At 60.2% G+C, this 25,868-nt stretch carries 37 protein-coding genes; all 37 read right to left on the bottom strand.

Features of this window, described 5'->3' with window-relative positions; all coding sequences use genetic code 11:
• Nucleotides 1-4: 4 nt before the first annotated feature.
• The 37 genes from K3177_RS06350 to K3177_RS06530 all read right to left on the bottom strand — a co-directional run bounded on the left by K3177_RS06350 (nt 5) and on the right by K3177_RS06530 (nt 25,818).
• Entirely contained in the window at nt 5-1,369 is a 1,365-nt protein-coding gene (locus K3177_RS06350) for a serine hydrolase domain-containing protein (RefSeq protein WP_221597618.1), read from the bottom strand.
• Nucleotides 1,370-1,463: 94 nt separating this feature from the next.
• A complete protein-coding gene (gene rplQ, locus K3177_RS06355) occupies nt 1,464-1,883 on the bottom strand; it encodes a 50S ribosomal protein L17 (protein WP_103023216.1) in 420 nt (139 codons plus the stop codon).
• A gap of 90 nt (nt 1,884-1,973) precedes the next feature.
• Complete coding sequence (locus K3177_RS06360; protein WP_103023215.1) at nt 1,974-3,029, bottom strand: DNA-directed RNA polymerase subunit alpha; 1,056 nt, start codon at nt 3,027-3,029, stop codon at nt 1,974-1,976.
• A gap of 107 nt (nt 3,030-3,136) precedes the next feature.
• Nucleotides 3,137-3,526, bottom strand: coding sequence for a 30S ribosomal protein S11 (gene rpsK / locus K3177_RS06365; protein ID WP_006831904.1), 390 nt, complete (start codon nt 3,524-3,526; stop codon nt 3,137-3,139).
• Between the two features lie 55 nt (nt 3,527-3,581).
• Nucleotides 3,582-3,950 (bottom strand): 30S ribosomal protein S13, encoded by a 369-nt coding sequence (gene rpsM / locus K3177_RS06370; protein WP_103023214.1) that lies wholly within the window; start codon nt 3,948-3,950, stop codon nt 3,582-3,584.
• Between the two features lie 280 nt (nt 3,951-4,230).
• Nucleotides 4,231-5,595, bottom strand: a complete 1,365-nt coding sequence (gene gdhA / locus K3177_RS06375) for an NADP-specific glutamate dehydrogenase (RefSeq protein WP_221597619.1) — start codon at nt 5,593-5,595, stop codon at nt 4,231-4,233.
• A 269-nt stretch (nt 5,596-5,864) separates the two neighbouring features.
• On the bottom strand, nt 5,865-6,512 hold the full coding sequence (locus K3177_RS06380; protein WP_103023212.1) for an adenylate kinase: 648 nt from the start codon (nt 6,510-6,512) through the stop codon (nt 5,865-5,867).
• A 31-nt stretch (nt 6,513-6,543) separates the two neighbouring features.
• A complete protein-coding gene (gene secY / locus K3177_RS06385) occupies nt 6,544-7,908 on the bottom strand; it encodes a preprotein translocase subunit SecY (protein ID WP_103023211.1) in 1,365 nt (454 codons plus the stop codon).
• A 106-nt stretch (nt 7,909-8,014) separates the two neighbouring features.
• Nucleotides 8,015-8,539, bottom strand: coding sequence for a 50S ribosomal protein L15 (gene rplO / locus K3177_RS06390; protein WP_103023210.1), 525 nt, complete (start codon nt 8,537-8,539; stop codon nt 8,015-8,017).
• Between the two features lie 94 nt (nt 8,540-8,633).
• Nucleotides 8,634-8,822, bottom strand: coding sequence for a 50S ribosomal protein L30 (gene rpmD / locus K3177_RS06395; RefSeq protein ID WP_103023209.1), 189 nt, complete (start codon nt 8,820-8,822; stop codon nt 8,634-8,636).
• Nucleotides 8,823-8,827: 5 nt separating this feature from the next.
• Nucleotides 8,828-9,595 carry a 30S ribosomal protein S5 gene (gene rpsE / locus K3177_RS06400; RefSeq protein WP_375247061.1) on the bottom strand — a complete coding sequence of 256 codons (768 nt, stop codon included), beginning with the start codon at nt 9,593-9,595 and terminating at the stop codon, nt 8,828-8,830.
• A gap of 2 nt (nt 9,596-9,597) precedes the next feature.
• Entirely contained in the window at nt 9,598-9,942 is a 345-nt protein-coding gene (gene rplR, locus K3177_RS06405) for a 50S ribosomal protein L18 (RefSeq protein ID WP_103023207.1), read from the bottom strand.
• Nucleotide 9,943: 1 nt separating this feature from the next.
• Nucleotides 9,944-10,477 carry a 50S ribosomal protein L6 gene (gene rplF / locus K3177_RS06410; RefSeq protein ID WP_103023206.1) on the bottom strand — a complete coding sequence of 178 codons (534 nt, stop codon included), beginning with the start codon at nt 10,475-10,477 and terminating at the stop codon, nt 9,944-9,946.
• On the bottom strand, nt 10,477-10,872 hold the full coding sequence (gene rpsH / locus K3177_RS06415; protein WP_103023205.1) for a 30S ribosomal protein S8: 396 nt from the start codon (nt 10,870-10,872) through the stop codon (nt 10,477-10,479). The genes rplF and rpsH overlap by 1 nt, the downstream gene beginning before the upstream one ends.
• An 11-nt stretch (nt 10,873-10,883) precedes the next feature.
• Nucleotides 10,884-11,189, bottom strand: coding sequence for a 30S ribosomal protein S14 (rpsN, locus tag K3177_RS06420; protein ID WP_103023204.1), 306 nt, complete (start codon nt 11,187-11,189; stop codon nt 10,884-10,886).
• Nucleotides 11,190-11,215: 26 nt separating this feature from the next.
• Nucleotides 11,216-11,794, bottom strand: coding sequence for a 50S ribosomal protein L5 (gene rplE / locus K3177_RS06425; protein ID WP_103023203.1), 579 nt, complete (start codon nt 11,792-11,794; stop codon nt 11,216-11,218).
• The gene (gene rplX / locus K3177_RS06430) at nt 11,787-12,107 is read right to left on the bottom strand and encodes a 50S ribosomal protein L24 (RefSeq protein ID WP_103023202.1); all 321 of its coding nucleotides are present in this window, start codon (nt 12,105-12,107) and stop codon (nt 11,787-11,789) included. The genes rplE and rplX overlap by 8 nt, the downstream gene beginning before the upstream one ends.
• Complete coding sequence (gene rplN, locus K3177_RS06435) at nt 12,107-12,475, bottom strand: 50S ribosomal protein L14 (protein ID WP_067464754.1); 369 nt, start codon at nt 12,473-12,475, stop codon at nt 12,107-12,109. Before rplN ends, rplX begins: the two co-directional genes overlap by 1 nt.
• A gap of 65 nt (nt 12,476-12,540) precedes the next feature.
• Entirely contained in the window at nt 12,541-12,831 is a 291-nt protein-coding gene (rpsQ, locus tag K3177_RS06440; protein ID WP_067690112.1) for a 30S ribosomal protein S17, read from the bottom strand.
• 10 nt (nt 12,832-12,841) lie between these two features.
• A complete protein-coding gene (rpmC, locus tag K3177_RS06445; protein WP_067464826.1) occupies nt 12,842-13,051 on the bottom strand; it encodes a 50S ribosomal protein L29 in 210 nt (69 codons plus the stop codon).
• On the bottom strand, nt 13,051-13,485 hold the full coding sequence (gene rplP / locus K3177_RS06450) for a 50S ribosomal protein L16 (RefSeq protein WP_103023201.1): 435 nt from the start codon (nt 13,483-13,485) through the stop codon (nt 13,051-13,053). Before rplP ends, rpmC begins: the two co-directional genes overlap by 1 nt.
• A 21-nt stretch (nt 13,486-13,506) precedes the next feature.
• Entirely contained in the window at nt 13,507-14,202 is a 696-nt protein-coding gene (gene rpsC, locus K3177_RS06455; protein ID WP_103023200.1) for a 30S ribosomal protein S3, read from the bottom strand.
• Nucleotide 14,203: 1 nt separating this feature from the next.
• Nucleotides 14,204-14,581 (bottom strand): 50S ribosomal protein L22, encoded by a 378-nt coding sequence (gene rplV, locus K3177_RS06460; RefSeq protein WP_103023199.1) that lies wholly within the window; start codon nt 14,579-14,581, stop codon nt 14,204-14,206.
• The gene (rpsS, locus tag K3177_RS06465) at nt 14,581-14,856 is read right to left on the bottom strand and encodes a 30S ribosomal protein S19 (RefSeq protein WP_067464762.1); all 276 of its coding nucleotides are present in this window, start codon (nt 14,854-14,856) and stop codon (nt 14,581-14,583) included. The genes rplV and rpsS overlap by 1 nt, the downstream gene beginning before the upstream one ends.
• 6 nt (nt 14,857-14,862) lie before the next feature.
• Nucleotides 14,863-15,699, bottom strand: a complete 837-nt coding sequence (gene rplB / locus K3177_RS06470; RefSeq protein WP_196846409.1) for a 50S ribosomal protein L2 — start codon at nt 15,697-15,699, stop codon at nt 14,863-14,865.
• Between the two features lie 13 nt (nt 15,700-15,712).
• Nucleotides 15,713-16,021 carry a 50S ribosomal protein L23 gene (locus tag K3177_RS06475; protein ID WP_103023197.1) on the bottom strand — a complete coding sequence of 103 codons (309 nt, stop codon included), beginning with the start codon at nt 16,019-16,021 and terminating at the stop codon, nt 15,713-15,715.
• The gene (gene rplD / locus K3177_RS06480) at nt 16,014-16,637 is read right to left on the bottom strand and encodes a 50S ribosomal protein L4 (RefSeq protein WP_103023196.1); all 624 of its coding nucleotides are present in this window, start codon (nt 16,635-16,637) and stop codon (nt 16,014-16,016) included. The genes K3177_RS06475 and rplD overlap by 8 nt, the downstream gene beginning before the upstream one ends.
• Before the next feature lie 3 nt (nt 16,638-16,640).
• Nucleotides 16,641-17,507 (bottom strand): 50S ribosomal protein L3, encoded by an 867-nt coding sequence (gene rplC / locus K3177_RS06485; RefSeq protein ID WP_103023195.1) that lies wholly within the window; start codon nt 17,505-17,507, stop codon nt 16,641-16,643.
• 266 nt (nt 17,508-17,773) lie between these two features.
• Entirely contained in the window at nt 17,774-18,085 is a 312-nt protein-coding gene (rpsJ, locus tag K3177_RS06490; RefSeq protein WP_006831877.1) for a 30S ribosomal protein S10, read from the bottom strand.
• A gap of 312 nt (nt 18,086-18,397) precedes the next feature.
• Nucleotides 18,398-19,573, bottom strand: a complete 1,176-nt coding sequence (gene tuf / locus K3177_RS06495) for an elongation factor Tu (RefSeq protein ID WP_103023194.1) — start codon at nt 19,571-19,573, stop codon at nt 18,398-18,400.
• 92 nt (nt 19,574-19,665) lie between these two features.
• Nucleotides 19,666-21,759, bottom strand: coding sequence for an elongation factor G (gene fusA / locus K3177_RS06500; RefSeq protein WP_103023193.1), 2,094 nt, complete (start codon nt 21,757-21,759; stop codon nt 19,666-19,668).
• A gap of 118 nt (nt 21,760-21,877) precedes the next feature.
• Nucleotides 21,878-22,348: a 30S ribosomal protein S7 gene (gene rpsG / locus K3177_RS06505; protein ID WP_103023192.1), complete on the bottom strand. Its 471-nt coding sequence runs from the start codon at nt 22,346-22,348 to the stop codon at nt 21,878-21,880.
• 132 nt (nt 22,349-22,480) lie between these two features.
• Nucleotides 22,481-22,852 carry a 30S ribosomal protein S12 gene (gene rpsL / locus K3177_RS06510; protein ID WP_006831873.1) on the bottom strand — a complete coding sequence of 124 codons (372 nt, stop codon included), beginning with the start codon at nt 22,850-22,852 and terminating at the stop codon, nt 22,481-22,483.
• A gap of 329 nt (nt 22,853-23,181) precedes the next feature.
• Nucleotides 23,182-23,607 (bottom strand): hypothetical protein, encoded by a 426-nt coding sequence (locus K3177_RS06515; protein ID WP_221597620.1) that lies wholly within the window; start codon nt 23,605-23,607, stop codon nt 23,182-23,184.
• An 88-nt stretch (nt 23,608-23,695) separates the two neighbouring features.
• Nucleotides 23,696-23,971, bottom strand: coding sequence for a cold-shock protein (locus tag K3177_RS06520; protein ID WP_221597621.1), 276 nt, complete (start codon nt 23,969-23,971; stop codon nt 23,696-23,698).
• A gap of 486 nt (nt 23,972-24,457) precedes the next feature.
• Nucleotides 24,458-24,829 (bottom strand): hypothetical protein, encoded by a 372-nt coding sequence (locus K3177_RS06525; protein WP_221597622.1) that lies wholly within the window; start codon nt 24,827-24,829, stop codon nt 24,458-24,460.
• Between the two features lie 209 nt (nt 24,830-25,038).
• On the bottom strand, nt 25,039-25,818 hold the full coding sequence (locus K3177_RS06530) for an alpha/beta fold hydrolase (protein WP_221597623.1): 780 nt from the start codon (nt 25,816-25,818) through the stop codon (nt 25,039-25,041).
• Nucleotides 25,819-25,868 lie beyond the last annotated feature (50 nt).

Consider the following 25,868-nt stretch of genomic DNA (forward strand, 5'->3'; position numbering starts at 1 on the left):
ATAATCAATCCCGAAGAGAAACAAGGACATCGCGGGTGAAGGCCGCAATATCGAACCGCGCACCGGGCGGATCCTCGCCTCGTCTTACGATCACCGTGTTCATGCTTGGCACGATAACGACAAATTGCCCGCGATTGCCCATGGCAGCGAACGTATCGGCCGGAACGCCTTCGGAATTATTGAGCAACCAGAACCCTGCGCCATAACCAAAGGGACCATCGGGCTGCGGACCAGAGGGAGTAGATACGTAATCAATCCAGCCTTCGGGCAGGATGCGGGCGCCGTTGCGCATTCCATCGTCTAGATAGAACTGGCCAAAGCGGGCAAGGTCGGCGGAACTGGCCCAGACCTGGCTGGAAAGGATGTAGTCACCCTGCCAATCGGTCTCAGCCACGGTCGAGTGCATGCCGAGGGTTTCGAACAGTCCGGCCGGCGGATGCTTGTCGAACGTTTCCTCGATCGCCTTAACCGCGGCCAGCGTGTCGTTGTTGGCGTAACGATAGATCGTGCCCGGCGGATTGAGCAGCGGCCAATCGAGCGCCACTTCGCCCACCGTCGCGCCGCCGAAATAAAGCGGATCGGTGCGGTTGCCCGGCGTGTCCGAATAGCGGCCCGAGGCCATTCGGAGCAGATGGTCGATAGTTATCGCCCGCCGCGGGTCGCTATCGTCGAGCCCGAGCCCGGCAGAAGCTGCGACATCCGCTTCGCCGCGCTGGACCGCCGCACCGATCAGCGTGGCCGCGAGGCTCTTGGCGACCGACCAGGTGCGCTGCGGCAAATCCGCGTCGTATCCCTGGGCATAGGCTTCCCCACGGGTGCGATCGTCCTGCCGGACCATCACCGCCGTTGTCCGGGTCCCCTCGCCGTAGGTTTCTCTCAGAGCCGCCTCGGCCGCGCGCATGGTGGCGGGCGCGATAGCGTCGCGAAGCGGATAGACATTGGGAGCGCCGACCCTGTCGATTAGCGTCGAGCGGACAGCCTCGCTATCGGGTAGAGCGGCACCGATCGGAAGCAGCGCACAGCCTTTTCCCTGGCGATAAGCAGCGACGCGCGGCGACATGTCGTCGGCCCATGGCACCGCTACATAATCGAGCCCGCCATCGCTCCCGCGCGCGATGCTATGCGTAAGTTCCGGCACGATCGCATCGAGCGGCTCCTGAATGCCGGACAGTTCGTAATCGTTCACCGAAGATTCGCTCCGGCGCAGATGCGCCGCATGACCACTCAGCGCGCTACACAGGAACAGTGCCTTGTACCCGGCGGCCAGCGCACGATCATAGCGAGCGTCGAGTTCGTCCTGCGTCGTTGATTGCGCGGCAAGAGGGGTGGCGGCGAGCAGCGCCGTTGCTGCAAGGGCATGTCTGATCATCCCCGCCTTGTGGCACGGCTGAAGGCCCGTGCAAAACAAAAGGGCCGGGAAGTTTCCCTCCCGGCCCCGCTTGTCTCGTATTTCGAAGTGCGGTTTACGCGTCTTCGAATTCTTCTTCGCTTTCAACCGGACCCGAATCCTGGCCCTTTGCGTCTTCGTCGCGCTCGACGAATTCGATCACAGCCATCTGGGCGGCGTCGCTGCCGCGATAGCCAGCCTTGATGATGCGGGTGTAACCGCCTTCACGATCCGAATAGCGTTCCGCCAGAACGTCGAACAGCTTCTTGAGCTGCGTTTCGTCCTGCAGACGGCTCATCGCAAGACGGCGGTTCGAAAGGCCGCCACGCTTTGCCAGCGTGATCAGCTTCTCGATGTAGGGACGCATTTCCTTCGCCTTGGGCAGCGTGGTCATGATCTGCTCGTGCTTGATCAGAGCGGCCGCCATGTTGCGGAACATCGCATTACGGTGGCCAGTCTTGCGCTGGAGCTTGCGGCCGGAAATCTTGTGACGCATTTCAGTTCTTCCTTCGTTCGTAGGGGGCCCGTTCTAGGTAGCCCGATACGGGCCGGATTGAGGGGTCCGGCCCATGCCCCATGCGAGGTGTCAGCCCAGCAGCTCTTGCTCGAGCTTCTTGGCCATTTCCTCGATGTTTTCTGGCGGCCAGCCAGGGATGTCCATGCCGAGGCGCAGACCCATCGACGAGAGCACTTCCTTGATCTCGTTGAGCGACTTGCGGCCGAAGTTTGGCGTACGGAGCATCTCGGCTTCGGTTTTCTGAACCAGGTCGCCGATGTAGATGATGTTGTCGTTCTTGAGGCAGTTTGCCGAACGGACCGACAGTTCCAGCTCGTCGACCTTCTTGAGAAGGTAACGATTAAGCTGGTTGGTGTCGCTTTCCTGAGGTTCGGCTGCCTGTCCGATCATCGCCGAAGTCGGCTGCGGGATACCGTCTTCGAAGTGGACGAACAGCGTCAACTGGTCCTGAAGGATGCGCGCGGCATACGCCACTGCATCTTCCGGAGTGACTGTGCCATCGGTTTCGATCGTCAGCGAAAGCTTGTCGTAATCAAGTTCCTGCCCGACGCGGGCGTTCTCGACCTTGTAGCTCACCTGGCGAACCGGCGAATACAGGCTGTCGACAGGGATCAGACCGATCGGCGCGTCCACGGGACGGTTCATCACGGCAGGGCGGTAGCCCTTGCCGGTGTCCGCCGTCAGTTCCATGTTGAGCGTCGCACCTTCGTCGAGGTGACAGATCACGAGATCCTTGTTCATCACTTCGATATCGCCGGAAACAGCGATGTCGCCGGCTTTGACTTCGCCGGGGCCGGTTGCGGAAAGCTGCAGGCGCTTCATGCCCTCGCCTTCCATTTTCAGCGCGATCTGCTTCACGTTGAGGACGATGTCGGTAACGTCTTCGCGCACGCCAGCGAGCGAGCTGAATTCGTGAAGGACGTTCTCGATCTTGATCGAGGTGATCGCAGCGCCTTGAAGCGAGCTGAGAAGCACGCGGCGCAGCGCATTGCCGAGCGTTAGGCCGAAGCCACGTTCGAGCGGTTCGGCCACGAAGGTAACCTTACGGGCCTTGTCGCCGGTATCCTTGATGTCAAGGACGCTGGGTTTCTTGAGTTCCTGCCAGTTCTTAATATTGACGGACATGAAAATCCCCTGGTTCGGATGCGGGCAGGACCGGCGCTCTTCGATAGAGCGTCCGGTCCGTGAGGGTGTGTCGGCGGCCCGCTAGCGAGCCGCCAGGCAGGTACGGATCAGACGCGACGACGCTTGGACGGGCGAACCCCGTTATGCGGGATCGGCGTCACGTCGCGGATCGACGTGATGGTGAAACCGACTGCAGCGAGACCGCGCAGCGCACTTTCACGGCCCGAACCCGGGCCCTTCACTTCGACTTCCAGCGTGCGCACACCATGCTCGGCAGCCTTGCGGCCCGCATCGTCGGCGGCGACCTGGGCAGCATAGGGAGTCGACTTGCGGCTACCCTTGAAGCCCATCATGCCTGCGCTGGACCAGCTAATCGCATTGCCCTGCGCATCGGTGATGGTGATCATGGTGTTGTTGAAGCTGGCGTTGATATGCGCAACGCCGCTCGAAATGTTCTTTTTGTCGCGGCGCCTAACGCGGCCGGGTTCGCGTGCCATGGTTATTCTTCCTTACATTCTCTCAAGAAGGGAAAAGCGCTGGGATACCCCAGGCTTACTTCTTCTTGCCGGCGATCGGCTTGGCCTTGCCCTTACGGGTACGGGCGTTGGTGTGAGTGCGCTGGCCACGAACGGGCAGACCGGCACGGTGACGCAAGCCACGGAAGGACTTGAGGTCCATGAGCCGCTTGATGTTCATCGCGGTTTCACGACGCAGGTCGCCTTCGACAGTGAAGTCCGCATCGATCGTTTCACGAACGCGAAGAACTTCCTCGTCGGAAAGATCCTGAACCCGGCGCGAGTGATCAATGCCAAGCTTGTCGGCGATTTCGACGGCCTTTGAACGGCCGATACCGTGAATATAGGTGAGCGCGATAATAACGCGCTTGTTGGTGGGGATATTTACCCCGGCAATACGAGCCACTTACTTCTCCATGCTCCACAGGGACGGCTCATGCCGCAGCCCCATCTCATCGCTAAACACACCGACATCCACGGGTCTTGCCTGAAACAAAAGTCCGGATGGCGCACGAATAGCTACCGCCTGCCGGACACACCGCAATGTCGAATGAAACGCGCGCTTAGGAGGATTCGCCAACAGCGTCAAGCACCCTGCGCGCACGTCACGACAAGGCCGCCGATATGGGCGGCCCGCCTGATAGTTCAACCCTGTTAGCTAATCCCATCGGCACGGTCAAAGTTTCTTACACCACTCCGAACGCGAGCATGGCGTCTGCGACCTTCTTGAAGCCGGCGATATTCGCCCCGCGGACATAATCGACATATCCGCCCGCTTCACCGAATTCGACGCATTTTTCGTGAATGCCGTCCATCAGTTCGGCCAGTTCTTCGCCCAGACGCTCGTGGTTCCAGCTGACCCGTTCGGAGTTCTGGCTCATCTCGAGGCCGGAGACCGCGACACCACCAGCGTTTGCAGCCTTACCAGGACCGTACATGATCTTCGCGTCGTGAAATGCCTTCACACCTTCCAGCGTGGTCGGCATATTGGCTCCCTCGGAAACGGCGATACATCCGTTCTTCAACAGCAGCTTTGCAGCGCCTTCATCCAGCTCGTTCTGGGTGGCGCACGGCAGGGCCACGTCGCATTCGACGCTCCATGGCTGTTCATCCTCATGATAGGTCGCTTCGGGATATTCGTCCGCATATTCGCTGATACGTCCGCGCCTCTCGTTCTTAAGGCGCTTAACCCAATCGATTTTTTCCTGATCAAGGCCGTCGGGATCGTAGATAAAGCCGCCGCTATCCGATAACGTCAGGACCTTCCCGCCCAGTTGAACGAGCTTTTCCGCGGCGTGGATTGCGACATTCCCCGCGCCGGAAATGACCGCCGTCTTTCCCTCGATCTCCTGATCAGCATGGGAAAGCATATTGCGCAGGAAATATACCGCGCCATACCCGGTCGCCTCCGGCCGCATTTGCGAACCGCCATACTCGGTGGCCTTGCCGGTCAGCACGCCCTCCCACCGATTGGTGATCCGCTTGTATTGGCCGAACATGTAACCGATCTCGCGCGAACCGACGCCGATATCACCCGCCGGCACATCGACATCAGGGCCGATGTGGCGATGCAACTCGGTCATGAAACTCTGGCAAAAGCGCATGACCTCATGATCGCTTTTCCCTTTCGGATTGAAATTCGATCCGCCCTTACCCCCGCCCAGAGGCAGGCCGGTGAGAGAATTCTTGAAGGTCTGCTCGAAAGCCAGAAACTTGAGCACGCTTTCATTTACGCTGGAATGAAAGCGGATCCCACCCTTGTATGGTCCGATGGCGTTGTTGTTCTGCACTCGCCAGCCACGCTCGACGCGGACATTCTGATCGTCATCCTCCCAGCAGACCCTGAAGCTTACGATGCGATCGGGTTCCGCGATCCTGCGCAGGATCTGCGCCTCGTGATACTCTTCCTTGTCTTCGATGAAACTGTAGACGTCCTGCGCGACCTCCTGGACGGCCTGAACGAACTCTTCCTGCCCTGGATTGCGCTTTTTCACGCCTTCCATGAACGTATCCAGATCTACATGCCGGTCGTAAACGGACGCCAATTGCATCTCCCATCTTGCGCAAACAAGATCACGTGAACTCGTGATCCCGAACACACTCAACGGGTACACTCAGTTAGGTTTCCCCGCTCCCCGGGCCATGCAGAGCTGAAAGCCTCCCCCCGGAAACGGGATTGCGATATATTCGAAGATCATGCGGTACGGGTTGATTTTGCACCCCGCGCAAGCAGCGAGCTACACACGGCGCCCACCATAGCTCGTTCGCCATTTCAGGCGAGAAGCTGCGTAATAATGTGAAGTGAGGTCCGCCCCGCGGATTAGCGGGACAAAATCGAGTCTATGGCGTGCGTGACGTCTTCAATCGAAGCCATCCCATCGACACGGCTAACAATCCCACGAGCTTCATATCCGGGCAGGATCGGTGCTGTCTTGCCACGGTATTCCTGCATTCGCGTGCGTACGGTCTCTTCATTGTCATCCGGGCGACGCTTGAACTCCGTGGAGCCACATTTGTCGCAAACACCTTCCTTCGCGGGAAGATGGAAGACGTCGTGATAGCCAGCGCCGCAATTGGCACAGGTGTAACGCCCGGTGATCCGCTCCACGAGAGCGTCTTCATTGACCTCCAACTCGATCACATGATCGAGCTGACGATTATGCTTCGCGAGAATGTCATCCAGTTGTTCGGCCTGCGCTGCCGTGCGCGGGTAACCATCGAAAATGGCACCCATCTCCGGGCCCATCTCGCCAAGTTTGGCGTCGATCATTGCGGATACGATCTCATCCGATACCAGTCCGCCGGAATCCATGATGTCGGACACCTTGCGACCAAGTTCGCTATCGGCCTTGCGGGTTTCGCGGAGCATGTCCCCAGTCGACAGCTGGCGCATTCCATGATGCTCCACCAATCGCTGCGCCTGTGTTCCCTTACCCGCGCCCGGGGGCCCAAGGAGGATGATATCCATTGCGTAAAGTCCCCTTCGCGCCTGACGTGCCTTAGCGCAGGCGTCCCTTCAACTTCGCTTTCTTGATCAGATCGCCATACTGGTGAGCCAGCAGATGCGACTGGATCTGGCTGATCGTATCGACCGTCACGTTCACGACAATCAGCAGACTGGTACCGCCGAGGAACAGCGGAACGCCGGTCTGTGCGATCATGTATTCCGGCAGGACACAGACGATCGTCAGGTAGATCGCGCCAATGACCGTGATACGCGTCAGAACGTAATCGAGATATTCTTCAGTCCGCTTGCCGGGACGAATGCCAGGGATGAACCCGCCGTTCTTCTTCAGATTGTCAGCCGTCTCTTCCGGATTGAACACAATCGCGGTGTAGAAGAAGCAGAAGAAGATGATCCCGAGCGCATACAGCGTCATATAAAGTGGCTGGCCGTGCTGCAGATACTGCAACACCGACTGCAGAAAGCCGCCAGCTGCACTGTCGGTATCGACCGAATTACCGGCAAACTGGGTAATCGTCAGCGGCAGCAGCAAAAGCGAACTGGCAAAGATCGGAGGAATGACGCCCGCGGTGTTGAGCTTGAGCGGCAGATGCGAACGATCAGCCTGCATCATGCCGCGCTGCGTTGCACGCTTCGGATACTGGATGAGCAGACGGCGCTGCGCACGCTCCATAAAGCAAATCCCGAGGATCAGGATTACAACCATGGCGATCAGACCGACGATGATGCCCGTAGCGATCGAGCCCTCGGAATACCCCGAACCAAGGTTGGATACAAAGGTCGGGAACTGCGCCACGATCCCTGCCATAATGATCAGCGATACGCCGTTACCGATGCCGCGACTGGTAATCTGTTCGCCCAGCCACAGCAGGAACATCGTCCCGCCGACCAAGCTGATGACCGCACCGATACGGAACATCACGCCCGGATCGACCACTGCCTGCATGCCGCTCTGCGCACCGAAGCTTTCCAGACCGGAAGCTAGAAACCAGCCCTGGATGGCACAAAGAAACACAGTTCCGTACCGAGTGTACTGGTTGAGCTTCTGCCGACCTACGGTGCCCTCCTTCTTGAGGGCCGCAAGCGATGGATGCAATGCAGCAGCGAGCTGCACGACGATCGACGCCGTAATATAGGGCATGACGCCAAGCGCGATGAGGCTCATGCGCTCAAGGCTGCCACCCGAAAATGTATTGAAGAGGTCGAGAATCCCGCCGCGCGTCTGATCGTAGAGATCGCTCAGGATCAGCGGGTTCACGCCAGGCAGCGGAACAAAGCTGAGGAAGCGGAAGACGATCAAAGCACCGATCGTGAACCAGATACGATTCTTGAGTTCGGTGGCCTTGGAAAAATTGGCGAGGCTCATATTGCTCGCGATATTGTCGGCGCGTGATGCCATGGGAATCTGTTCAATCCTGAATTGGCGCCGGTCCCTCCCGGCACAGGAAGGCTAGATAGGGAACGGGGGGCGGAATGTCGAACCCCGCCCCCCGAATTTTTCCCGCTTACTTTGCCTTCTTCGCCTTGTTGGCTTCGGCGCGAGCAGCCTTCTTTTCATGTTCGGGCTTGTCTGCCGCGATCACTTCGACCTTGCCGCCAGCCTTTTCGACTGCCTCGATTGCACCCTTGGATGCACCGGCAACCTTGAAGCTGACCTTGGCCTTGAGCTCACCCTTACCAAGGAGACGAACGCCATCCTTGCCGCCGCGAGCTAGGCCGGCCGCGCGAAGCGTCTCATGGTCGAGCACGGCCTTCTCGTCGAGCTTCTTCGCGTCGATGAACTTCTGGACCATGCCGATGTTCACTTCTGCGTAGTCCTTGCCGAACGGGTTGTTGAACCCGCGCTTCGGCAGGCGCATGTGAAGCGGCATCTGGCCGCCTTCGAAGCCCTTGATGGCAACACCCGAACGGGCTTTCTGGCCCTTCTGGCCACGGCCACCGGTCTTGCCTTTACCCGAACCGATACCACGGCCCACACGGATGCGGACCTTGCGTGCGCCGGAATTGTCACGGATCTCATTAAGTTTCATAGTGCACTCGCTTTCGCTTTTGTTCGCGCTGTAAAAATGGAAACGGCCCGCTATCGCAGCAGGCCGCTCCCGTCAAATTGTTAAACCTGGTCGATCAGTCGACCACGGTCACCAGATGCGGGATCTTTGCAATTGCGCCACGCACCTCGGGGGTGTCCTGGCGTTCCACGATCTTGTGCATCTTGTTCAGCCCGAGACCGATGAGGATCTTGCGCTGGCTTTCAGGACGGCGGATCGGCGAACCGACCTGCTTGATCTTGATGGTGTTCTTCTTGTCAGCCATCGAACTTACTCCGCGATAGCGGCGGCATCGGCTTCAGCCTCTGCCTCCGAAGCGCCACCACGGCCGAGAAGGTCTGCAACCTTCTTGCCGCGACGCTGCGCGACCGACTTCGGCGAAGTCTGGTCCTGCAAGGCGTCGAAAGTGGCGCGGATCATGTTATAGGGGTTCGAGGTGCCGACCGACTTGGTCACCACGTCGGCAACGCCGAGGCTTTCGAACACGGCGCGCATCGGACCACCGGCGATGATACCGGTACCTGCAGGTGCCGTACGCACGGTGACCTTGCCGGCGCCGAAGTGACCCTTGCCGTCGTGATGAAGGGTCCGACCCTCCTTCAGAGCGACACGGATCATCTTCTTGCGGGCAGCGGCAGTCGCCTTGCTGATCGCTTCGGGTACTTCGCGAGCCTTGCCCTTGCCGAAGCCGACGCGGCCCTGGCCATCACCCACAACGACGAGTGCAGCGAAACCGAAGCGCTTACCGCCCTTCACCGTCTTGCTGACGCGGTTGATGTGGACGAGCTTCTCGATGATGCCGTCGTCTTCTTCCTCGCGCTGGCGGCGATCGTCGCGACGACCACGACCACGGCCCCGGCCGCCTTCGCGATTGCCACCACGGCCGCGGCCCTGGCGAGGCTGACCTTCGTCGCCCTGAGCGGCAGACTGATTGTCTGCGGCTTCGGACGGCGTATCGGCAACAGCCGGCTGCTCGTTGGTTACCGCGTTCTGCGTTTCCGCGGTCACGGTTTCTTCGTTCTTGTTTTCGTCAGCCATCATCAGAACTCCAGCCCGCCTTCACGGGCGGCGTCGGCCAGCGCCTTGACGCGGCCATGGAACAGGAAGCCGCCGCGATCGAACACGACAGTGGTCACGCCAGCCTTTTTGGCCGCAGCGGCAATGTCGCTACCGACCTTCTTGGCGGCGTCGACATTTGCACCCGAGCCCTTCACGCCGAGCGTCGAAGCAGCGGCAACGGTCTTGCCGGCAGCATCGTCGATGATCTGCGCGTAAATGTGCTGGCCGGTGCGGTGCACCGACAGGCGGGGCTTGCCACCCGACACGTTGCGAAGCGCGGTGCGGACGCGACGGCGGCGGCGTTCAAAGAGAGAGAGCTTTGCCATCTTACTTCTTCTTCCCTTCCTTGCGGAAGATATACTCGCCGCGATACTTGATACCCTTGCCCTTGTAAGGTTCGGGCTTGCGCCAGCGGCGGACCTCGGCGGCAAACTGGCCAACGGCCTGCTTGTCGATACCGGAAATCTCCACGGTGGTCTGGTCCGGCGTTTTCACCTCGAGACCTTCGGGCACATCGAGATCGACATCGTGCGAATAGCCGAGCTGAAGCTTCAGCTTCTTGCCCTGCGCCTGTGCACGATAACCGACACCGGTAATTTCCAACACCTTAGTGAAACCTTCGGTCACGCCTTCGACCAGGTTAGAAACCAGCGTACGCTGCATTCCCCAATGGTTACGGGCGGCGCGCGTATCGTTGGCAGGCTTGACCGAAATCTCGCCATCTTCCAGCTTGTACTCGATCAGGTCGGACAGTCCCAATGCCAAGGTGCCCTTTGGCCCCTTCACATTAAGCGTGTCACCGTCGATATTGGCAGTGACCCCGCTTGGGATCGCTACCGGCCTTTTACCGATGCGGCTCATCAGAAGACCTCCGCCAGCACTTCGCCACCGACGTTTTCGGTGCGCGCTTCGGCGTCCGAAAGCACGCCCTTCGGCGTCGAGACGATGGTGATGCCAAGACCGTTACGTACAATCGGGAGTTCTTTCGAACCCGAATAGACGCGACGGCCAGGCTTGGAAACACGAGCGACATGCTTGATTGCAGGTTCGCCTTCGAAATACTTCAGTTCGATCCGCAGCGCGGGGTGCTTGCCCGAAGAGTCTTCGCTGTAGCCACGGATGTAGCCTTCGCGCTGAAGCACTTCGAGAACGTTTGCACGCAGCTTGCTGGCGGGCGAAAGGACGCTGTCCTTCTTCGCACGCTGGCCGTTGCGGATGCGGGTGAGCATATCACCCAGGGGATCGGTCATAGCCATCTGTCTTTACCTCACCAGCTCGACTTGGTCAGGCCCGGAATCAGGCCCTTGTTGCCGAGGTCACGCAGTTCGATGCGGTTGAGGCCGAACTTGCGGTAATAGCCGCGCGGGCGGCCGGTGGTGGAGCAGCGGTTACGCACCCGGGTCGGGTTAGCGTTGCGCGGCAGTTCAGCCATCTTGAGGCGTGCGATAAGACGCTCGCCTTCATCGAGGCTTTCATCGTTCGCGATAGCTTTCAGCTTCGCGTACTTGTCCGCATACTGCTTGACGAGCTTCTTACGACGCTCGTTCTTGTTGATCGAACTCAGTTTCGCCATTGGACTTAAGTTCCTCTACTAGCGGCTCACGCCGCCTCCTTCTCTTCCGACTTTTCAGTCGGGAACGGGAAGCCGAAAAGCTTCAGAAGCTCGCGAGCTTCGTCGTCGGTTTTCGCCGTTGTGGTTACAATGATGTCCATCCCCCGGACCTTGTCGATCTGGTCGTAGCTGATCTCGGGAAAGATGATCTGTTCTTTCAGGCCCATGGCGTAGTTGCCACGGCCGTCGAACGACTTGGTGTTGAGGCCACGGAAGTCTCGGATACGTGGCATGGCCACGGTCACGAGACGATCCATGAACTCGTACATGCGTTCGCGACGCAAGGTAACCTTGCACCCGATCGGCATGCCTTCACGCAGTTTGAACTGCGCGATGGATTTCTTGGCCTTCGTGATTACCGGCTTCTGCCCAGCAATCAGAGCCATTTCTTCAGCTGCAGTCTGAACCTTCTTCTTGTCCTGGCTGGCTTCGCCCACACCCATGTTGAGTGTGATCTTTTCCAGCTTGGGAACTTCAAGGCGGTTCTTGTAGCCAAACTTCTCAGTCATCGCCTTGACGATTTCGTCGTCGTAGCGCTGCTTCATGCGAGGCGTGTAATCAGCCATCGATGGTCTCCCCGGATTTCACGGCAACGCGCACCTTCTTGCCGTCCTTCTCTTCGAAACGGACGCGGGTGGGCTTGCCATCCTTCGGATCGGCCAGCGCAACCTTGCTGAGAGCCATCGGCGCTTCAAAGCGATCGATGCCACCCTGCGGGTTCTGCTGGGTCGGCTTGCGGTGACGCGCTGCGACGTTGACGCCTTCTACGACGACCTTGCCATCCTTGGGCATGACCTTCGCGACGGTTCCGGTCTTGCCCTTGTCCTTGCCGGACAGAACAACGACGCTGTCACCCTTCTTGATCTTAGCGGCAGCCATTACAGCACCTCCGGAGCAAGCGAGATGATCTTCATGAACCCGCGACCGCGAAGTTCGCGAACCACCGGCCCAAAGATACGGGTACCGATCGGCTCTTCGCTCTTGTTCACGAGCACCGCGGCATTGCTGTCGAAGCGGATCACACTGCCATCGGGGCGGCGTACGTCCTTCTTCGTGCGCACGATGACAGCGCGATGGACATCGCCCTTCTTCACCTTGGTGCGCGGTTGAGCTTCCTTCACGGAAACCACGATCACGTCGCCAACGGAGGCAGTCCGGCGCTTAGAGCCACCCAGCACCTTGATGCACTGGACGCGCTTTGCGCCGCTGTTGTCCGCGACGTCGAGATTGGATTGCATCTGGATCATCGATCCGTTTCCTTCTCAATGGCTTGCCGGGACGAGTGCCCGGCAGTTCCTACGTCAAACTTGCTTCAGTTACCTGCGGCTTCGACTTCGAGGTCAGCCTCGACAGCCTGCGTGCCGCCTGCGGTAACGCGATCGATCACCTGCCAGGTCTTGGTCTTGGAGATCGGCTTGGTTTCTTCGATGCGCACGACGTCGCCGAGCGTGAACTCGTTCTTCTCGTCATGAGCATGGTACTTCTTCGAGCGGCGAATGATCTTCCCGTAGAGGGGATGCTTCACCTTGCGCTCGACGAGCACGGTAACGGTCTTGTCGGTCTTGTCGGAGGTGACGGTCCCGATAAGGATACGCTTGGGCATGGTCTACTCCTTAAGCCTTCGCTTCAGCCGAGCGCGAACGCTCGCTCTGCAGCGTCTTGATCTTGGCGATCGTGCGGCGAACCTCGCGGATGCGGGCCGGAGCCTCGAGCTGGTTCGTTGCCGCCTGGAAGCGGAGGTTGAACTGCTCGCGCTTCAGCGTGGTCAGCTCTTCGGCCAGCTGGTCGTCCGACTTCTGGCGCAGGTCTTCAGTCTTGGCCATCATTCGCCTCCGAGGTGCGATGCGTCACCCAGACGGGCAACAACCTTGGTCTTGATCGGCAGCTTCATAGCTGCGCGCTCGAACGCTTCAGCGGCCAGCGGACCGGCAACGCCGTCCAGTTCGAACAGGATACGGCCCGGCTTCACGCGAGCGGCCCAGTATTCGATCGAACCCTTGCCCTTACCCTGACGGACTTCGGCAGGCTTCTTGGACACCGGCACATCGGGGAAGACGCGGATCCAGAGACGGCCCTGACGCTTGATGTGGCGGGTGATCGCACGACGCGCAGCTTCGATCTGACGCGCGGTGATCCGTTCCGGTTCCATCGCCTTCAGGCCATAGGACCCGAAGTTCAGCGTGGTGCCGCCCTTGGCGTTGCCATGGATCTTGCCCTTGAACGCCTTGCGGTATTTGGTTTTCTTCGGTTGCAGCATGGTTCTTTCCTAATCCTGCAATCAGCGAGCCGGACGGACGCCAGAGGTCTGGGCTTCCATCATGAGGCGATCCTGAGCGGTCGGGTCATGCGCCATGATCTCACCCTTGAAGATCCAGCACTTGATGCCGATGATCCCGTAGGCGGTCAGCGCTTCAGCTTCCGCATAGTCGATGTTGGCGCGCAAGGTGTGAAGCGGCACACGGCCTTCACGATACCATTCGATACGCGCGATTTCAGCGCCGCCGAGACGGCCGCCGCAGGTGATCTTGATCCCTTCGGCGCCCAGACGCAGTGCCGACTGAACGGCACGCTTCATTGCACGGCGGAAAGCCACGCGGCGGATAAGCTGGTCGGCGATGCCCTGGGCGACGAGCTTGGCGTCGATTTCCGGCTTGCGGATTTCAACGATGTTAAGCTTCACTTCGCTTGCGGTCATCTTCGACAGCTTGGCACGCAGCTTCTCGATGTCCGCGCCCTTCTTGCCGATGATGACACCGGGACGAGCAGCGTAGATCGAAATGCGGCACAGCTTGGCTGGACGTTCGATCACGACCTTCGAGATGGCTGCCTGCGGCAGGCTCTTCACGATGTACTTGCGGATCTCTACATCTTCGCTGAGCAGCTTGGCATAGTCGCGCCCTTCGGCGTACCAGCGGCTGTCCCAGGTGCGGTTGATCTGCAGGCGCAGACCGATCGGGTTGCTTTTATGGCCCATCTTACGCCTCTTCCTGCTCGCGGACGACGATGCGAAGGCGGCTGAACGGCTTCAGAATGCGCGTCGACTTGCCGCGACCACGGGTGTGGAAACGCTTCATCGTGATCGACTTGCCTACCGAAGCCTCGGCAACGACCAGCGCGTCGACATCGAGGTTGTGGTTGTTTTCCGCATTGGCGATCGCCGAAGCGAGCACCTTGCTGGCGTCACGCGCCATCGCCTTCTTGGAGAAAGCGAGGATGTTCATGGCCTCTTCGGCCTTCTTGCCGCGGATCAGACCGGCAACGAGGTTGAGCTTCTGCGCCGAACCACGAATGGTGGTTCCGACGGCCAGCGCCTCGTTTTCGGCAACGCGACGGGGTGCCTTCTGCTTGCTCATCAGCGCTTACCCTTCTTGTCGGCAGCATGACCCGGGAACGTGCGCGTGGGTGCGAACTCGCCGAGTTTGTGGCCGACCATCTCTTCCGAAACGGAGACCGGGATGAACTTGTGACCGTTGTAGACGTTGAACGTCAGACCAACGAACTGCGGCAGGATGGTGGAACGGCGCGACCAAGTCTTGATCGGCTTGGCGCCACCGGCGTCCTGGGCGGTCTCTGCCTTCTTTAGAAGGCTGAGCTCGACGAACGGACCTTTCCAGACGGAACGAGCCATGTCGGATTACCTCTTCTTCTTCGCGTGGCGCGAACGGATGATCATCTTGTCCGTCTGCTTGTTCTTGCGGGTACGGGCGCCCTTGGTCGGCTTGCCCCACGGAGTGACCGGATGACGGCCACCGCTCGTGCGGCCTTCACCACCACCGTGCGGGTGATCGACCGGGTTCTTGGCGACACCACGGGTCAGCGGCTTGATGCCCATCCAGCGACGACGTCCGGCCTTGCCCAGGTTCTGGTTCTGGTTGTCCGGGTTCGAAACGGCACCGACGGTCCCCATGCAGTCGGCGCGCAGATAACGCTGCTCGCCGCTGTTGAGACGCACGATGACCATGCCGCGATCGCGACCGACCAGCTGGACATACGAACCAGCAGCACGAGCGATCTGACCGCCCTTGCCAGGCTTCATTTCCACATTGTGGCAGATCGTGCCGACCGGCATCTGACCGAGCAGCATGGCGTTACCAGGCTTCGTGTCGCACTTTTCGCCAGCCACGACCTTGTCGCCGACAGCAAGACGCTGCGGAGCAAGGATGTAAGCCAGTTCACCGTCGGTGTACTTGACCAGGGCAATGAACGCGGTGCGGTTCGGGTCATACTCGAGCCGCTCGACGGTGCCTTCGACGTCCCACTTGCGACGCTTGAAGTCAACGTAACGGTACTTCTGCTTGTGACCGCCAGCCATGCCGCGCGAGGTGACGTGACCCTTGTTGTTGCGGCCACCGGTCTTGCGCTTGCCTTCGACGAGCGACTTGACCGGCTTGCCCTTGTAAAGGCCCGACTTGTCGACGAGGATCAGGCCACGACGGCCCGGGCTCGTAGGTTTATAGTTCTTGAGTGCCATGTCTTATCTGCCCTCAGATACCGCTGGTGACGTCGATTGAATCGCCGTCCTTCAGGGTGACCACAGCCTTCTTCTGGTCGACACGCTTGTAAGCCTTGCCCTTCCAGCGCTTGGTCTTGCCCTTCATGTTGATGGTGTTCACGCCCATCACGCTAACACCGAAGATCGCTTCGACCGCTTCCTTGATCTGCGGCTTCGTGGCGGTGTTGGCGACCTTGAAGACGACCGCGTTATGCTCGGAAGCAAGCGTAGCCTTCTCGGTGATGTGCGGTGCGAGCACGACGTCGTAGTGACGTGCTTCAACTTCCTGCTTCTTAGCCATTGAAACGGGCCTCCAGCTTTTCGACCGCGTCCTTGGTGAGGACCAGCGTGTCGTGCTTCAGGATGTCGTAGACGTTGGCACCCATCGCCGGCATCACATTGACGCCCGGGATGTTGCGAGCAGCCTTGCTGAAACCGTCGTTGACGCTTTCGCCGTCGATCACGAGGACCTTGCCGCTCCAGCCATTCTGGCCGAACGTAGCAACAAGCGCCTTGGTCTTGGCATCTTTCAGCTCGAGGCTGTCGACGATCACGAGACCGTCCTTGGCCTTCGTCGACAGAGCCATCTTGAGACCGAGTGCACGAACCTTCTTGTTCAGCGACTGCTCGAAGTCACGCTTGCGCGCACCGTGAGCCTTACCGCCACCGATGAAGATCGGAGCGCCGCGATCGCCATGACGAGCCGTGCCGCCGCCCTTCTGGCGGCCCCACTTCTTGCCGGTGCGGGCAACGTCCGAGCGTTCGCGGGTCGGGCGAGCCGTACCACGGCGATTTTCGAGCTGCCAGGTGACAACGCGATGCAGGATGTCTGCGCGCGGCTCGACACCGAACACGTCATCGTTCAGCTCGATGTCGCCCGACGCCTTGCCGTCGATTTTCTGGACCTTCACCTTCACGGATCAGCCCTCCTTGTTTTCGTCCGAGCCGGCATCGGCTTCGGGCGTATCGGTGGTGGTTTCGGTGTCGACACCAGCTTCCTGCTCTTTCAGCAGCTTTTCCTGCTGTTCGGCGGAAACTTCTGTGCTGACTTCATGCTCTGCAGCGTTCTCGACGAGACCGGCATCAGCTTCCTGATGTTCGAATTCGTCACGGTTGCGATACATCACACCCGGGAACGGCAGTTCTGCATGATCGATCTTGACCGCGTCCTTGACCAGCAACCATCCATTCTTCGCACCCGGGACCGAGCCCTTGACGAAGAGAAGGCCGCGATCAGCGTCGGTACGAACGATTTCGAGGTTCTGCTGAGTGCGTTGACGGTCGCCCATATGGCCGGCCATCTTCTTGCCCTTGAACACGCGGCCCGGATCCTGGCGGTTACCCGTCGAACCGTGCGAACGGTGCGAGAGCGACACACCATGGGTGGCGCGCAGACCCCCGAAGCCCCAACGCTTCATGGCACCTGCAAAACCCTTACCCTGGGTATGACCGGTGATGTCGACCTTCTGGCCCGCAATGAAGTGCTCGGCCGAAATGCGGGCACCGACGGGAAGCAGCGCCTCTTCGGTGTCGACGCGAAATTCGGCGACCTTCATCTTCAGCGGAACCTGAGCCTTGGCGAAAGCTTCGCGCTGCGGCTTGTTCACATTCTTTTGCTTGGCCTCGCCCGAACCGACCTGGACCGCGAAGTAACCATCGCGATCGGCAGTGCGGTGAGCAGTGACCTGGCAGTTTTCCAGCGCAAGAACGGTAACCGGCACATGCCGACCGTCCTCCTGGAAGAGGCGGGTCATCCCGACTTTCTTTGCGATAACGCCAGTGCGCATCGTAAAACTCCTAAACAGAGGCACCGCGGCCCATCCGAGGTGCTTGCCAGCCCGTTTCATGATACGTCGCCCCGTCCGGGCTGAGTGCCACCGCAGCATATTGCCTAGGTAGCGAGACGGAGGACGCAGACCCGATCTAATTCCTTCTGGAACAGACCGGCGGTATCCCGATGTCTTGCCGGACCTTCCGGACCGGCGGGGCTATCGAGCGCCCCTGAACTTCCCTACCCATTTAACGTCCGGGAGGGGGACGGAAATCAGTCGGCTCAGGCCAGCTTGATTTCGACGTTCACGCCGGCAGCAAGGTCGAGCTTCATCAGCGCGTCGACGGTCTGGGCGTTGGGCTGCACAATGTCGAGCAGCCGCTTGTAGGTGCGCACCTCGAACTGCTCGCGCGACTTTTTGTCGATGTGCGGGCCGCGGTTCACGGTGAACTTCTCGATACGCGTCGGCATGGGAATGGGGCCGCGAATAAGCGCGCCAGTACGACGTGCGGTATCTGCGATTTCGCCAGTTGCCTGGTCGAGAACACGATGGTCGAACGCCTTGAGGCGAATGCGGATATTCTGAGCTTCCATTACCTACACCGATGCGAAAGAGCCAATGGACCGTTTCCGATCCACAAAAAAGAAAGGCCAGCCCCGCTGGTGCCGGTTTCCCGGAACGGGCGACCTTTCATGAATTCGTTGTGTTCAGGGGACGAATCCCCGTCTCTTGGCGCGCATATACGGGTGAGACTCGCACATGGCAACCCCTCAATTCCGTCGAATTTGTGAAGACGGAATATTGGTTGGAGAGGAAGGTACGATCGCAACCTTCTCCCTCTTAAAACGAAGGCCCGCCCCTCTTGAAGAGGAGCGGGCCCGCGATTTAACTTGATCCGACGAAGACTACTTCGTGATCGAGCTCACAACGCCCGAGCCGACGGTGCGGCCGCCTTCGCGGATTGCGAAGCGCAGACCTTCGTCCATGGCGATCGGTGCGATCAACTTGACACTGATCGTCACGTTGTCGCCAGGCATCACCATTTCCGTGCCTTCGGGAAGGATCACTTCGCCGGTGACGTCGGTGGTGCGGAAGTAGAACTGCGGACGGTAGTTCGCGAAGAACGGCGTATGACGGCCGCCTTCGTCCTTCGAAAGGACGTACACTTCTGCGCTGAACTCGGTGTGCGGATTGACCGAACCGGGCTTGGCCAGAACCTGGCCACGCTCGACGTCTTCACGGGCAACGCCGCGGATCAGGGCACCGATGTTGTCGCCAGCTTCACCGCGATCAAGCAGCTTGCGGAACATTTCAACGCCGGTCACGGTCGTCTTCGCAGTGTCCTTGATACCGACGATTTCAACTTCGTCGCCAACGTTCACAACGCCGGTTTCGACGCGGCCGGTCACAACGGTACCGCGACCCGAGATCGAGAACACGTCTTCGATCGGCATCAGGAACGGCTTGTCGACCGGACGGTCCGGAGTCGGGATGTGCTCGTCGACGGCAGCCATCAGTTCCTTGATCGAGTTTTCGCCGATTTCAGGATCGCGACCTTCGAGAGCGGCCAGAGCCGAACCCTTGACGATCGGAATATTGTCGCCGTCGAAGTCGTACGAGCTGAGCAGTTCGCGAACTTCCAGTTCGACGAGCTCGAGGATTTCCTCGTCGTCGACCTGATCGACCTTGTTCATGTAAACGACCAGAGCCGGAACGCCGACCTGACGGGCAAGCAGGATGTGCTCGCGGGTCTGGGGCATCGGGCCGTCGGCTGCGTTCACGACCAGGATAGCGCCGTCCATCTGGGCAGCACCGGTGATCATGTTCTTGACGTAGTCGGCGTGGCCCGGGCAGTCGACGTGGGCATAGTGACGTGCGTCGGTTTCGTATTCGACGTGAGCGGTCGAAATGGTGATACCGCGCTCACGCTCTTCGGGAGCCTTGTCGATGTTTGCGAAATCGACAGCCGAACCCTGGACCTTGGTGATTGCCGCGGTCAGCGTGGTCTTGCCGTGGTCAACGTGACCGATGGTGCCGACGTTGACGTGCGGCTTGTTACGCTCGAACTTTTCCTTCGCCATTTTCAAATAACCTCTGTCTTAAAAATTTAATTTCTGCGGGGAGGAAACGGCGCCCGCGGAATCAGGCGCCGCCCCTAGACCTCAAAGCTAGCTTACGCAAGCTTCTCCTTGACTTCCTGCGCGACGTTGGCCGGCACTTCGTCGTAGTGGCTGAACTGCATCGAGTACTGGGCGCGGCCTTGAGTAAACGAGCGCAGTTCGTTGACGTAACCGAACATGTTGGCAAGCGGCACGTTGGCTTCCACGGCCTGCGCGTTGCCGCGCGTGTCGGTGCCCTGGATCTGGCCACGACGGCTGTTGAGATCGCCGATCACGTCGCCGAGATAATCCTCGGGAGTGACGACCTCGACCTTCATGATCGGCTCGAGCAGCTTGATGCCCGAACGGTCCGCCACTTCACGCATGGCACCGCGGCCGGCGATTTCGAACGCGATCGCGCTCGAGTCGACGTCGTGGTACGCACCGTCATAAAGCGTCACGGTGAAGTCGATGATCGGGAAGCCGACAAGGTGGCCGCTTTCGGCCTGCTCGCGGAAACCCTTTTCGATCGCAGGGATGTATTCCTTCGGAATGTTACCGCCCTTGATCTCGTCTTCGAACACGAAGCCCTGGCCGCGCTCACCTGGGGTGACCTTGACCTTGACGCGGCCGAACTGACCCGAACCACCCGACTGCTTCTTGTGGGTGTAGTCCACATCCACCGGCTTGCCGAGATATTCGCGGTAAGCCACCTGGGGCGCACCGACGTTGGCTTCGACCTTGAACTCGCGCTTCATGCGATCGACGAGGATGTCGAGGTGAAGCTCGCCCATGCCCTTGATGATCGTCTGACCGCTTTCGTGGTCGGTCGTCACGCGGAAGCTGGGATCCTCGGCAGCCAGGCGGTTGAGCGCGACGCCCATCTTTTCCTGGTCGGCCTTGGTCTTCGGTTCCACCGACAGTTCGATGACCGGCTCGGGGAATTCCATGCGTTCCAGAATGATCGGAGCGCTCGACGCACACAGGGTGTCGCCGGTGGTGGTTTCCTTGAGACCTGCGATCGCGACGATATCGCCGGCGAATGCTTCATCGATGTCTTCGCGGTTGTTGGAATGCATCAGCAGCATGCGGCCGATCTTTTCCTTCTTCTCCTTGACCGAGTTCAGAACCGAACCCTTGGAGAGCTGACCCGAATAGATACGGGTGAAGGTGAGCGTCCCGACGAACGGATCGTTCATAATCTTGAAGGCCAGCGCCGAGAAGGGTGCCTCGTCCGACGACGGACGGGTGTCTTCTTCGTCGCTGTCGGGCTTCACGCCCTTGATGGCCGGTACGTCGAGCGGGCTCGGCATGTAGTCGACGACAGCGTCGAGCAGGGGCTGCACGCCCTTGTTCTTGAACGCCGAGCCGCAGACGACAGGCACGAAGTCGCGCGCCATGGTGCCCTTGCGGATCAGCTTCTTGAGCGTCGCCGCGTCAGGCTCGTTGCCTTCGAGGTACTGTTCCATGACATCGTCGTCCTGCTCGACGGCAGTTTCGACCAGCTTTTCACGGTATTCGGCTGCCTTATCGGCGAGGTCCGCGGGGATGTCGACATAGTTGAACGTCGCGCCGAGGCCGTCGTCTTCCCAGACGATGCCGCGCATGTTCACGAGGTCGACGACGCCCTTGAGGTCGCTTTCCGCGCCGATCGGGAGATAGAGGACCAGCGGGGTCGCGCCGAGGCGGTCGATGATCGACTGGACGCAGTAGTAGAAGTCGGCGCCGGTGCGGTCGAGCTTGTTGATGAAGCACATGCGGGGGACGCCGTACTTGTCGGCCTGACGCCACACGGTTTCGGATTGGGGTTCCACCCCGGCAACTCCATCAAACACGGCCACGGCGCCGTCGAGGACGCGCAGCGAGCGTTCGACTTCGATGGTGAAGTCGACGTGTCCGGGGGTGTCGATGATGTTGATGCGGTGCTTGGGACCCTGACCGTCTTCGGCCGACCAGAAGGTGGTCGTGGCAGCAGACGTAATCGTGATGCCGCGTTCCTGCTCCTGCTCCATCCAGTCCATGGTGGCGGCGCCGTCGTGGACTTCGCCGATCTTGTAGGACTTGCCGGTGTAGTAGAGGATACGCTCGGTCGTGGTGGTCTTGCCGGCATCGATGTGGGCCATGATGCCGATATTGCGGTACCGCTCCAGCGGATATTCGCGAGCCATGTGGTTTTCCTCGAATTCGGGGTTAGCGCAGGTGCGCGCCCCATATGGGTATCAATGTGACCACTTGAAGACCGGGAGAGTAGGAATCCCCCTCCCCCGGTCCTTCAAGCAGGGCGCCCTACCAGCGGTAGTGCGAGAAGGCGCGGTTCGCGTCCGCCATGCGGTGCGTGTCTTCGCGCTTCTTGACGGCATTGCCGCGATTGTTGGCCGCATCCATGAGTTCGCCCGAAAGGCGAGCCGACATGGTGGTTTCCGGACGACCGCGCGCAGCGGTGATCAGCCAGCGGATGGCCAGGGCCTGGGCACGCTCGGGGCGAACTTCGACCGGGACCTGATACGTCGCACCGCCGACGCGGCGCGAACGCACTTCGACCTGCGGCTTGATGTTGTCGAGCGCTGCGTGGAACAGCTCGACCGGATTGGCCTTGGCCTTCGTTTCCACCACGTCGAGCGCGGTGTAGACGATACCTTCGGCAACGGCTTTCTTGCCGTCATACATGAGGTTGTTCATGAACTTCGACAGGACCTGATCACCGAACTTGGGATCAGGCAGGATTTCCCGCTTCTCGGGACGACGACGACGTGACATTTCAATGTCTCCAAAATCTGATCGGTCAGCCCGGACCTGTTCCGGGCCAGTGCCTCTTCTTCAAAGCGACGTGCGCGTGAGAAGGAAGCACCGCCCCGGAACAAGTCCGGGGTGACGGAAAAAGGGAAAGCCTTACTTCGGACGCTTGGCGCCGTATTTCGAACGGCTCTGCTTGCGGTCCTTGACACCCTGCGTATCGAGCACGCCGCGAAGGACGTGGTAGCGAACGCCGGGAAGGTCGCGAACACGGCCGCCGCGGATCAGGACGACGCTGTGTTCCTGCAGGTTGTGGCCTTCGCCCGGGATGTAGGAGATGACTTCGCGCTGGTTGGTCAGGCGGACCTTGGCAACCTTGCGCAGAGCCGAGTTCGGCTTTTTCGGGGTCGTCGTATAGACGCGGGTGCAGACGCCGCGCTTCTGCGGGTTCTGCTCCATCGCAGGGACCTTGCTCTTGGCCTTCTGCGGGACGCGGCCCTTGCGGACCAGCTGGTTGATTGTCGGCATGATTACTCACTTCACCGTTGGTTGGCGGCGACTAGAGGGTTGATGGGGCGGTACGCCGGGTTCGTGCCTGCAGCGCGCGCGGCGCGGGTAAGCACCGGGGCGGCATGATCGCACGAGCCTGAAACGCTCCACCCATCGGCCCACACGGCCACCGGGTTACTTTGACGGCTGCCCCCAGCTTTCGCTGCAATAGAAAAGGGCCCGCCAAATGGGAGCCCCGGGACATGACCGGCAATGTTCAGCTCTATCTGCCCGATGGGAATCGCAAGGCGGTTCCTACACCGGATGGGCGCGCACATAGTGAAACGGGCGCACAGGGTCAAGTTCCCTCAGTCGTCCGCATCGTTCGACAGCTGTCGCAGGTGTTCGGCCACCGCGAGGTTGAGGTCCTGATAGACATGGGGGCCCACGTGATAGTTGCGCACGACCGACGTCGTGACGCCAGCCGGCAGCGCCGGTTCGGGCGTGTCGAGCGCCCCGCCCTCGTCTTCCCAGGAATCGACCGCCGGGGTCGCGGCGGGCTGCTGGTCTTCCGGAGCGGTGTAGGTGCCGTAGATGATCGTCTCGCCCTCGATGGTCTGCCCCGCGATCTGCGCCGGGCGATCGCGCGCCGCATAGCCTTCGCGCATCTGCCGCACCCGCTCCGCATATTCCGTCACCCTGGCGAAATGTCCGTCGCGGCTCCGGTCGTCGCCGGCCGCGCTGGCGCGCATCACTGCGACCTGGTGTGCGTGGAGCAGTTCGTTGAGATCCATGACGGTTTCCTTTCGCGGTTGGCGGGAGAAATGCGCAGGCAGAGGTATGGCCGGACGCGCCCTGCGGCGCATCCGGACGGGTGCAGGATCAGCCCTGTTGCTGCTCGGCCTGCTCGCGGTGGCGGTCGTTGTCGTTCTTGCCCTGCTTTTCGCCCTGCTCCTGCTGGTGCAGGTTGGTCGCGTGGGTTTTGCCGCCATCGGCCTGCCTGGTGTCGTAGCCGAACCGCTGGCCCTGTTTGGGTTCAGAGGCCTGCTGCTGCAGGTCGTTCTTGCCGAAATCGAGCGCGTCGCCGCCCTCTTCGGGGGTGATGGTGCCGCTGCCCTTGTTGGCGTCGTAGGCGTTGATCTTGCTGAAACTGGTCATGCGAAAGGTCCTTCGATTTCGCGCAGGCGCCCATCAGCGACCGCTTGTGCGCGGGGCTAGGAGGCGAAACGGAAAGAAAGGAGGGCAACTGGCTCTCGGGACCGTCGATCACGACTGGTAGCTGAGCTTAAGATGGGGAGGATCGCGCGGATCTACAAGGAGGGCGCGGAGGGGGTGCGGGGTGCCGCCGGAATGGGATGGGACCGCCAGATGGGAGGCCGGGAAACGACCGGCAATGCTCAGTTCTATCTGCCCGATTGGGGGAACCGCGAAGAGGTTCCCACAGCGGATGGCCGCGCACATCATGGGATGGGTCAAGGGTCGGACCGATATGTCAGCTTTGCGCCCTCATCTCGGTCGTTAGCCTAACCGCTAAGAGCTCCCGAAAGCGGTCATAGCTGCGCGTCCAAAATGATAGCCGCTTTCGGGACTGTCCGAGCGGCTCCTGAATGTCGGAGGTTGGGGTGGAAAGAGGACATAGGCCGGTTACTGACTGTGACGGTCCATGAAATAACGCCGCGCAGATTTTTGATAATCTGGATCGCCCGTATCAAATTCAATAGCTTCGAAGGGGATAGGGGCTTTCCGCCAACGCTTGGTCCAGCGTACGAACCGCACCTCCTGCTCTGGCGAGGTGAAGATGAGGCCCATCAGCACTCCCCAGCTAATGGGAACGAGAATGGCTAAAATTCCGACGAAAACAACATACTCGCCCCCGTTTCTAGAGAGCGGAAGATGACGAACTAGGCCGTCTGTTGGCTTGGGATAGATTAGAGCGAGCGCCAGAAGGACACTCAGCACCGAGGTAATCACAGTGAGCCGAACAATCGCTTGAAGCTTCTGATCTTGATACTTCAACGCCTAGCCACCCGTGCTTTCCTCGGACAAGTATAAGACGGGTCGCGTGATGTCCGCAATGGGGTCGTTAGCCGCACGGCAGCTTTTCGCTTCGCGTCGACCCGAAGCGGACTGACCGCTAGCGGCCTAACAAAGGACTTTGCAATGGGGCCAGCCCCTGCATAGGCCCTCATTTTGCTAATTACCCAGTGGCAATTTTATTTCGATTCCTAGATGCTCGTTGCATCCAGTATCACGCGAACAGTCTCCTCTGGCCGATCCCACATCGGGAAGTGTCCGCTACGCTCGAACCAGTGCAGCGTCGCTCCAGGGAAAGCCTTGATCGCGCGATCCGCCTGCTGCGGTAGACACAGCCGATCCTTTCGTCCCCAGCCGATGACAACAGGCGCAGCCGTTTTCGCAGGACCCTCCTGCATCGCGCCGTTGGCGAGATCCTTCACAAGCGAATTGACGGTGCGCGTGTCAGCCAACGACTTCAATTCGCGCGCGACGAATGCCCCGTCGAGCGCCCACGGCGTTGCAGAGAGCTGGGCCAAAAGCGCGGTCCGGCCTGCGACATTTCCGGTGATGGCAGAAAGCGCCGGTCGCAGTGCGCGAACCAGAGCAACCGATGGCATCAAGGTGGCTTTGAAGAAGGTGCGCTCCCACCCTTGCCAGAAGCCGCCCGGATCCAGTGCGACAACCGCGCCCGCTCGGCCGCGCCGCGCCATCTCGAGCACCAGGCGAGCCCCCAGCGAGCTGCCAACCATATCAATACCTGTGAAATTCTCCGCGCCGAGCCATTCGTCGAGACTGCGCGCAAGTCCGTCAAACGTGCCGCTGTCGGCCTCTTCGGGTGTTTGCCCATGGCCGGGCAGGTCTATGGCAATTACCTCCCTGACTTGAGAAAGCGCAGGCGAGATCGTGTCCCACGAGCCGCAGGTCGCCCCCAGTCCGTGGACAAGGAGGAGGGGTTTTCCGCGCCCCGTGCGCGTGTAGTGTATGGTCATGTAACGGCAACGTCTCGCACCGACTTATGGGCCCGTAGATGTCCATATTG

The sequence above is a fragment of the Qipengyuania pacifica genome (assembly GCF_019711555.1).
Taxonomy (GTDB): domain Bacteria; phylum Pseudomonadota; class Alphaproteobacteria; order Sphingomonadales; family Sphingomonadaceae; genus Qipengyuania; species Qipengyuania pacifica.

Coding starts and splice junctions, on each gene's coding strand:
- tuf (WP_103023194.1), bottom strand. CDS start 19,573: ATGGCGAAGGAAAAGTTCGAGCGTAACAAGCCGCACGTCAACGTCGGC.
- rplF (WP_103023206.1), bottom strand. CDS start 10,477: ATGAGCCGCATCGGTAAAAGGCCGGTAGCGATCCCAAGCGGGGTCACT.
- rplR (WP_103023207.1), bottom strand. CDS start 9,942: ATGGCAAAGCTCTCTCTCTTTGAACGCCGCCGCCGTCGCGTCCGCACC.
- rplV (WP_103023199.1), bottom strand. CDS start 14,581: ATGAGCAAGCAGAAGGCACCCCGTCGCGTTGCCGAAAACGAGGCGCTG.
- secY (WP_103023211.1), bottom strand. CDS start 7,908: ATGGCATCACGCGCCGACAATATCGCGAGCAATATGAGCCTCGCCAAT.
- rplP (WP_103023201.1), bottom strand. CDS start 13,485: ATGCTGCAACCGAAGAAAACCAAATACCGCAAGGCGTTCAAGGGCAAG.
- K3177_RS06520 (WP_221597621.1), bottom strand. CDS start 23,971: ATGACCAGTTTCAGCAAGATCAACGCCTACGACGCCAACAAGGGCAGC.
- K3177_RS06360 (WP_103023215.1), bottom strand. CDS start 3,029: ATGTCCGTCAATATTAAGAACTGGCAGGAACTCAAGAAACCCAGCGTC.
- gdhA (WP_221597619.1), bottom strand. CDS start 5,595: ATGCAATTGGCGTCCGTTTACGACCGGCATGTAGATCTGGATACGTTC.
- rpmC (WP_067464826.1), bottom strand. CDS start 13,051: ATGGCCAAGACTGAAGACCTGCGCCAGAAGTCGGACGACCAGCTGGCC.
- K3177_RS06350 (WP_221597618.1), bottom strand. CDS start 1,369: ATGATCAGACATGCCCTTGCAGCAACGGCGCTGCTCGCCGCCACCCCT.
- fusA (WP_103023193.1), bottom strand. CDS start 21,759: ATGGCTCGCGAATATCCGCTGGAGCGGTACCGCAATATCGGCATCATG.
- rplB (WP_196846409.1), bottom strand. CDS start 15,699: ATGGCACTCAAGAACTATAAACCTACGAGCCCGGGCCGTCGTGGCCTG.
- K3177_RS06530 (WP_221597623.1), bottom strand. CDS start 25,818: ATGACCATACACTACACGCGCACGGGGCGCGGAAAACCCCTCCTCCTT.
- rpsS (WP_067464762.1), bottom strand. CDS start 14,856: ATGGCTCGTTCCGTCTGGAAAGGTCCGTTCGTCGAGCTCAGCCTTCTA.
- rpmD (WP_103023209.1), bottom strand. CDS start 8,822: ATGGCTGACAAGAAGAACACCATCAAGATCAAGCAGGTCGGTTCGCCG.
- rpsJ (WP_006831877.1), bottom strand. CDS start 18,085: ATGGAAGCTCAGAATATCCGCATTCGCCTCAAGGCGTTCGACCATCGT.
- rplC (WP_103023195.1), bottom strand. CDS start 17,507: ATGCGCACTGGCGTTATCGCAAAGAAAGTCGGGATGACCCGCCTCTTC.
- K3177_RS06380 (WP_103023212.1), bottom strand. CDS start 6,512: ATGGATATCATCCTCCTTGGGCCCCCGGGCGCGGGTAAGGGAACACAG.
- rplQ (WP_103023216.1), bottom strand. CDS start 1,883: ATGCGTCACAAGATTTCCGGCCGCAAGCTCCAGCGCAAGACTGGCCAC.
- K3177_RS06475 (WP_103023197.1), bottom strand. CDS start 16,021: ATGGCTAAGAAGCAGGAAGTTGAAGCACGTCACTACGACGTCGTGCTC.
- rpsQ (WP_067690112.1), bottom strand. CDS start 12,831: ATGCCCAAGCGTATCCTTATCGGGACCGTCACCTCCGACAAGACCGAC.
- rplE (WP_103023203.1), bottom strand. CDS start 11,794: ATGGCTGATTACACGCCTCGCATGAAGCAGCGCTACGACGACGAAATC.
- rplX (WP_103023202.1), bottom strand. CDS start 12,107: ATGGCTGCCGCTAAGATCAAGAAGGGTGACAGCGTCGTTGTTCTGTCC.
- K3177_RS06515 (WP_221597620.1), bottom strand. CDS start 23,607: ATGGATCTCAACGAACTGCTCCACGCACACCAGGTCGCAGTGATGCGC.
- rpsL (WP_006831873.1), bottom strand. CDS start 22,852: ATGCCGACAATCAACCAGCTGGTCCGCAAGGGCCGCGTCCCGCAGAAG.
- rpsK (WP_006831904.1), bottom strand. CDS start 3,526: ATGGCACGCGAACCCGGCCGCGTTAGGCGCCGCGACAAAAAGAACATT.
- rpsH (WP_103023205.1), bottom strand. CDS start 10,872: ATGGCTATGACCGATCCCCTGGGTGATATGCTCACCCGCATCCGCAAC.
- rpsG (WP_103023192.1), bottom strand. CDS start 22,348: ATGTCACGTCGTCGTCGTCCCGAGAAGCGGGAAATCCTGCCTGATCCC.
- rplN (WP_067464754.1), bottom strand. CDS start 12,475: ATGATCCAGATGCAATCCAATCTCGACGTCGCGGACAACAGCGGCGCA.
- rpsE (WP_375247061.1), bottom strand. CDS start 9,595: ATGGCTGACGAAAACAAGAACGAAGAAACCGTGACCGCGGAAACGCAG.
- rplO (WP_103023210.1), bottom strand. CDS start 8,539: ATGAAACTTAATGAGATCCGTGACAATTCCGGCGCACGCAAGGTCCGC.
- rpsN (WP_103023204.1), bottom strand. CDS start 11,189: ATGGCGAAACTGAGTTCGATCAACAAGAACGAGCGTCGTAAGAAGCTC.
- rpsC (WP_103023200.1), bottom strand. CDS start 14,202: ATGGGCCATAAAAGCAACCCGATCGGTCTGCGCCTGCAGATCAACCGC.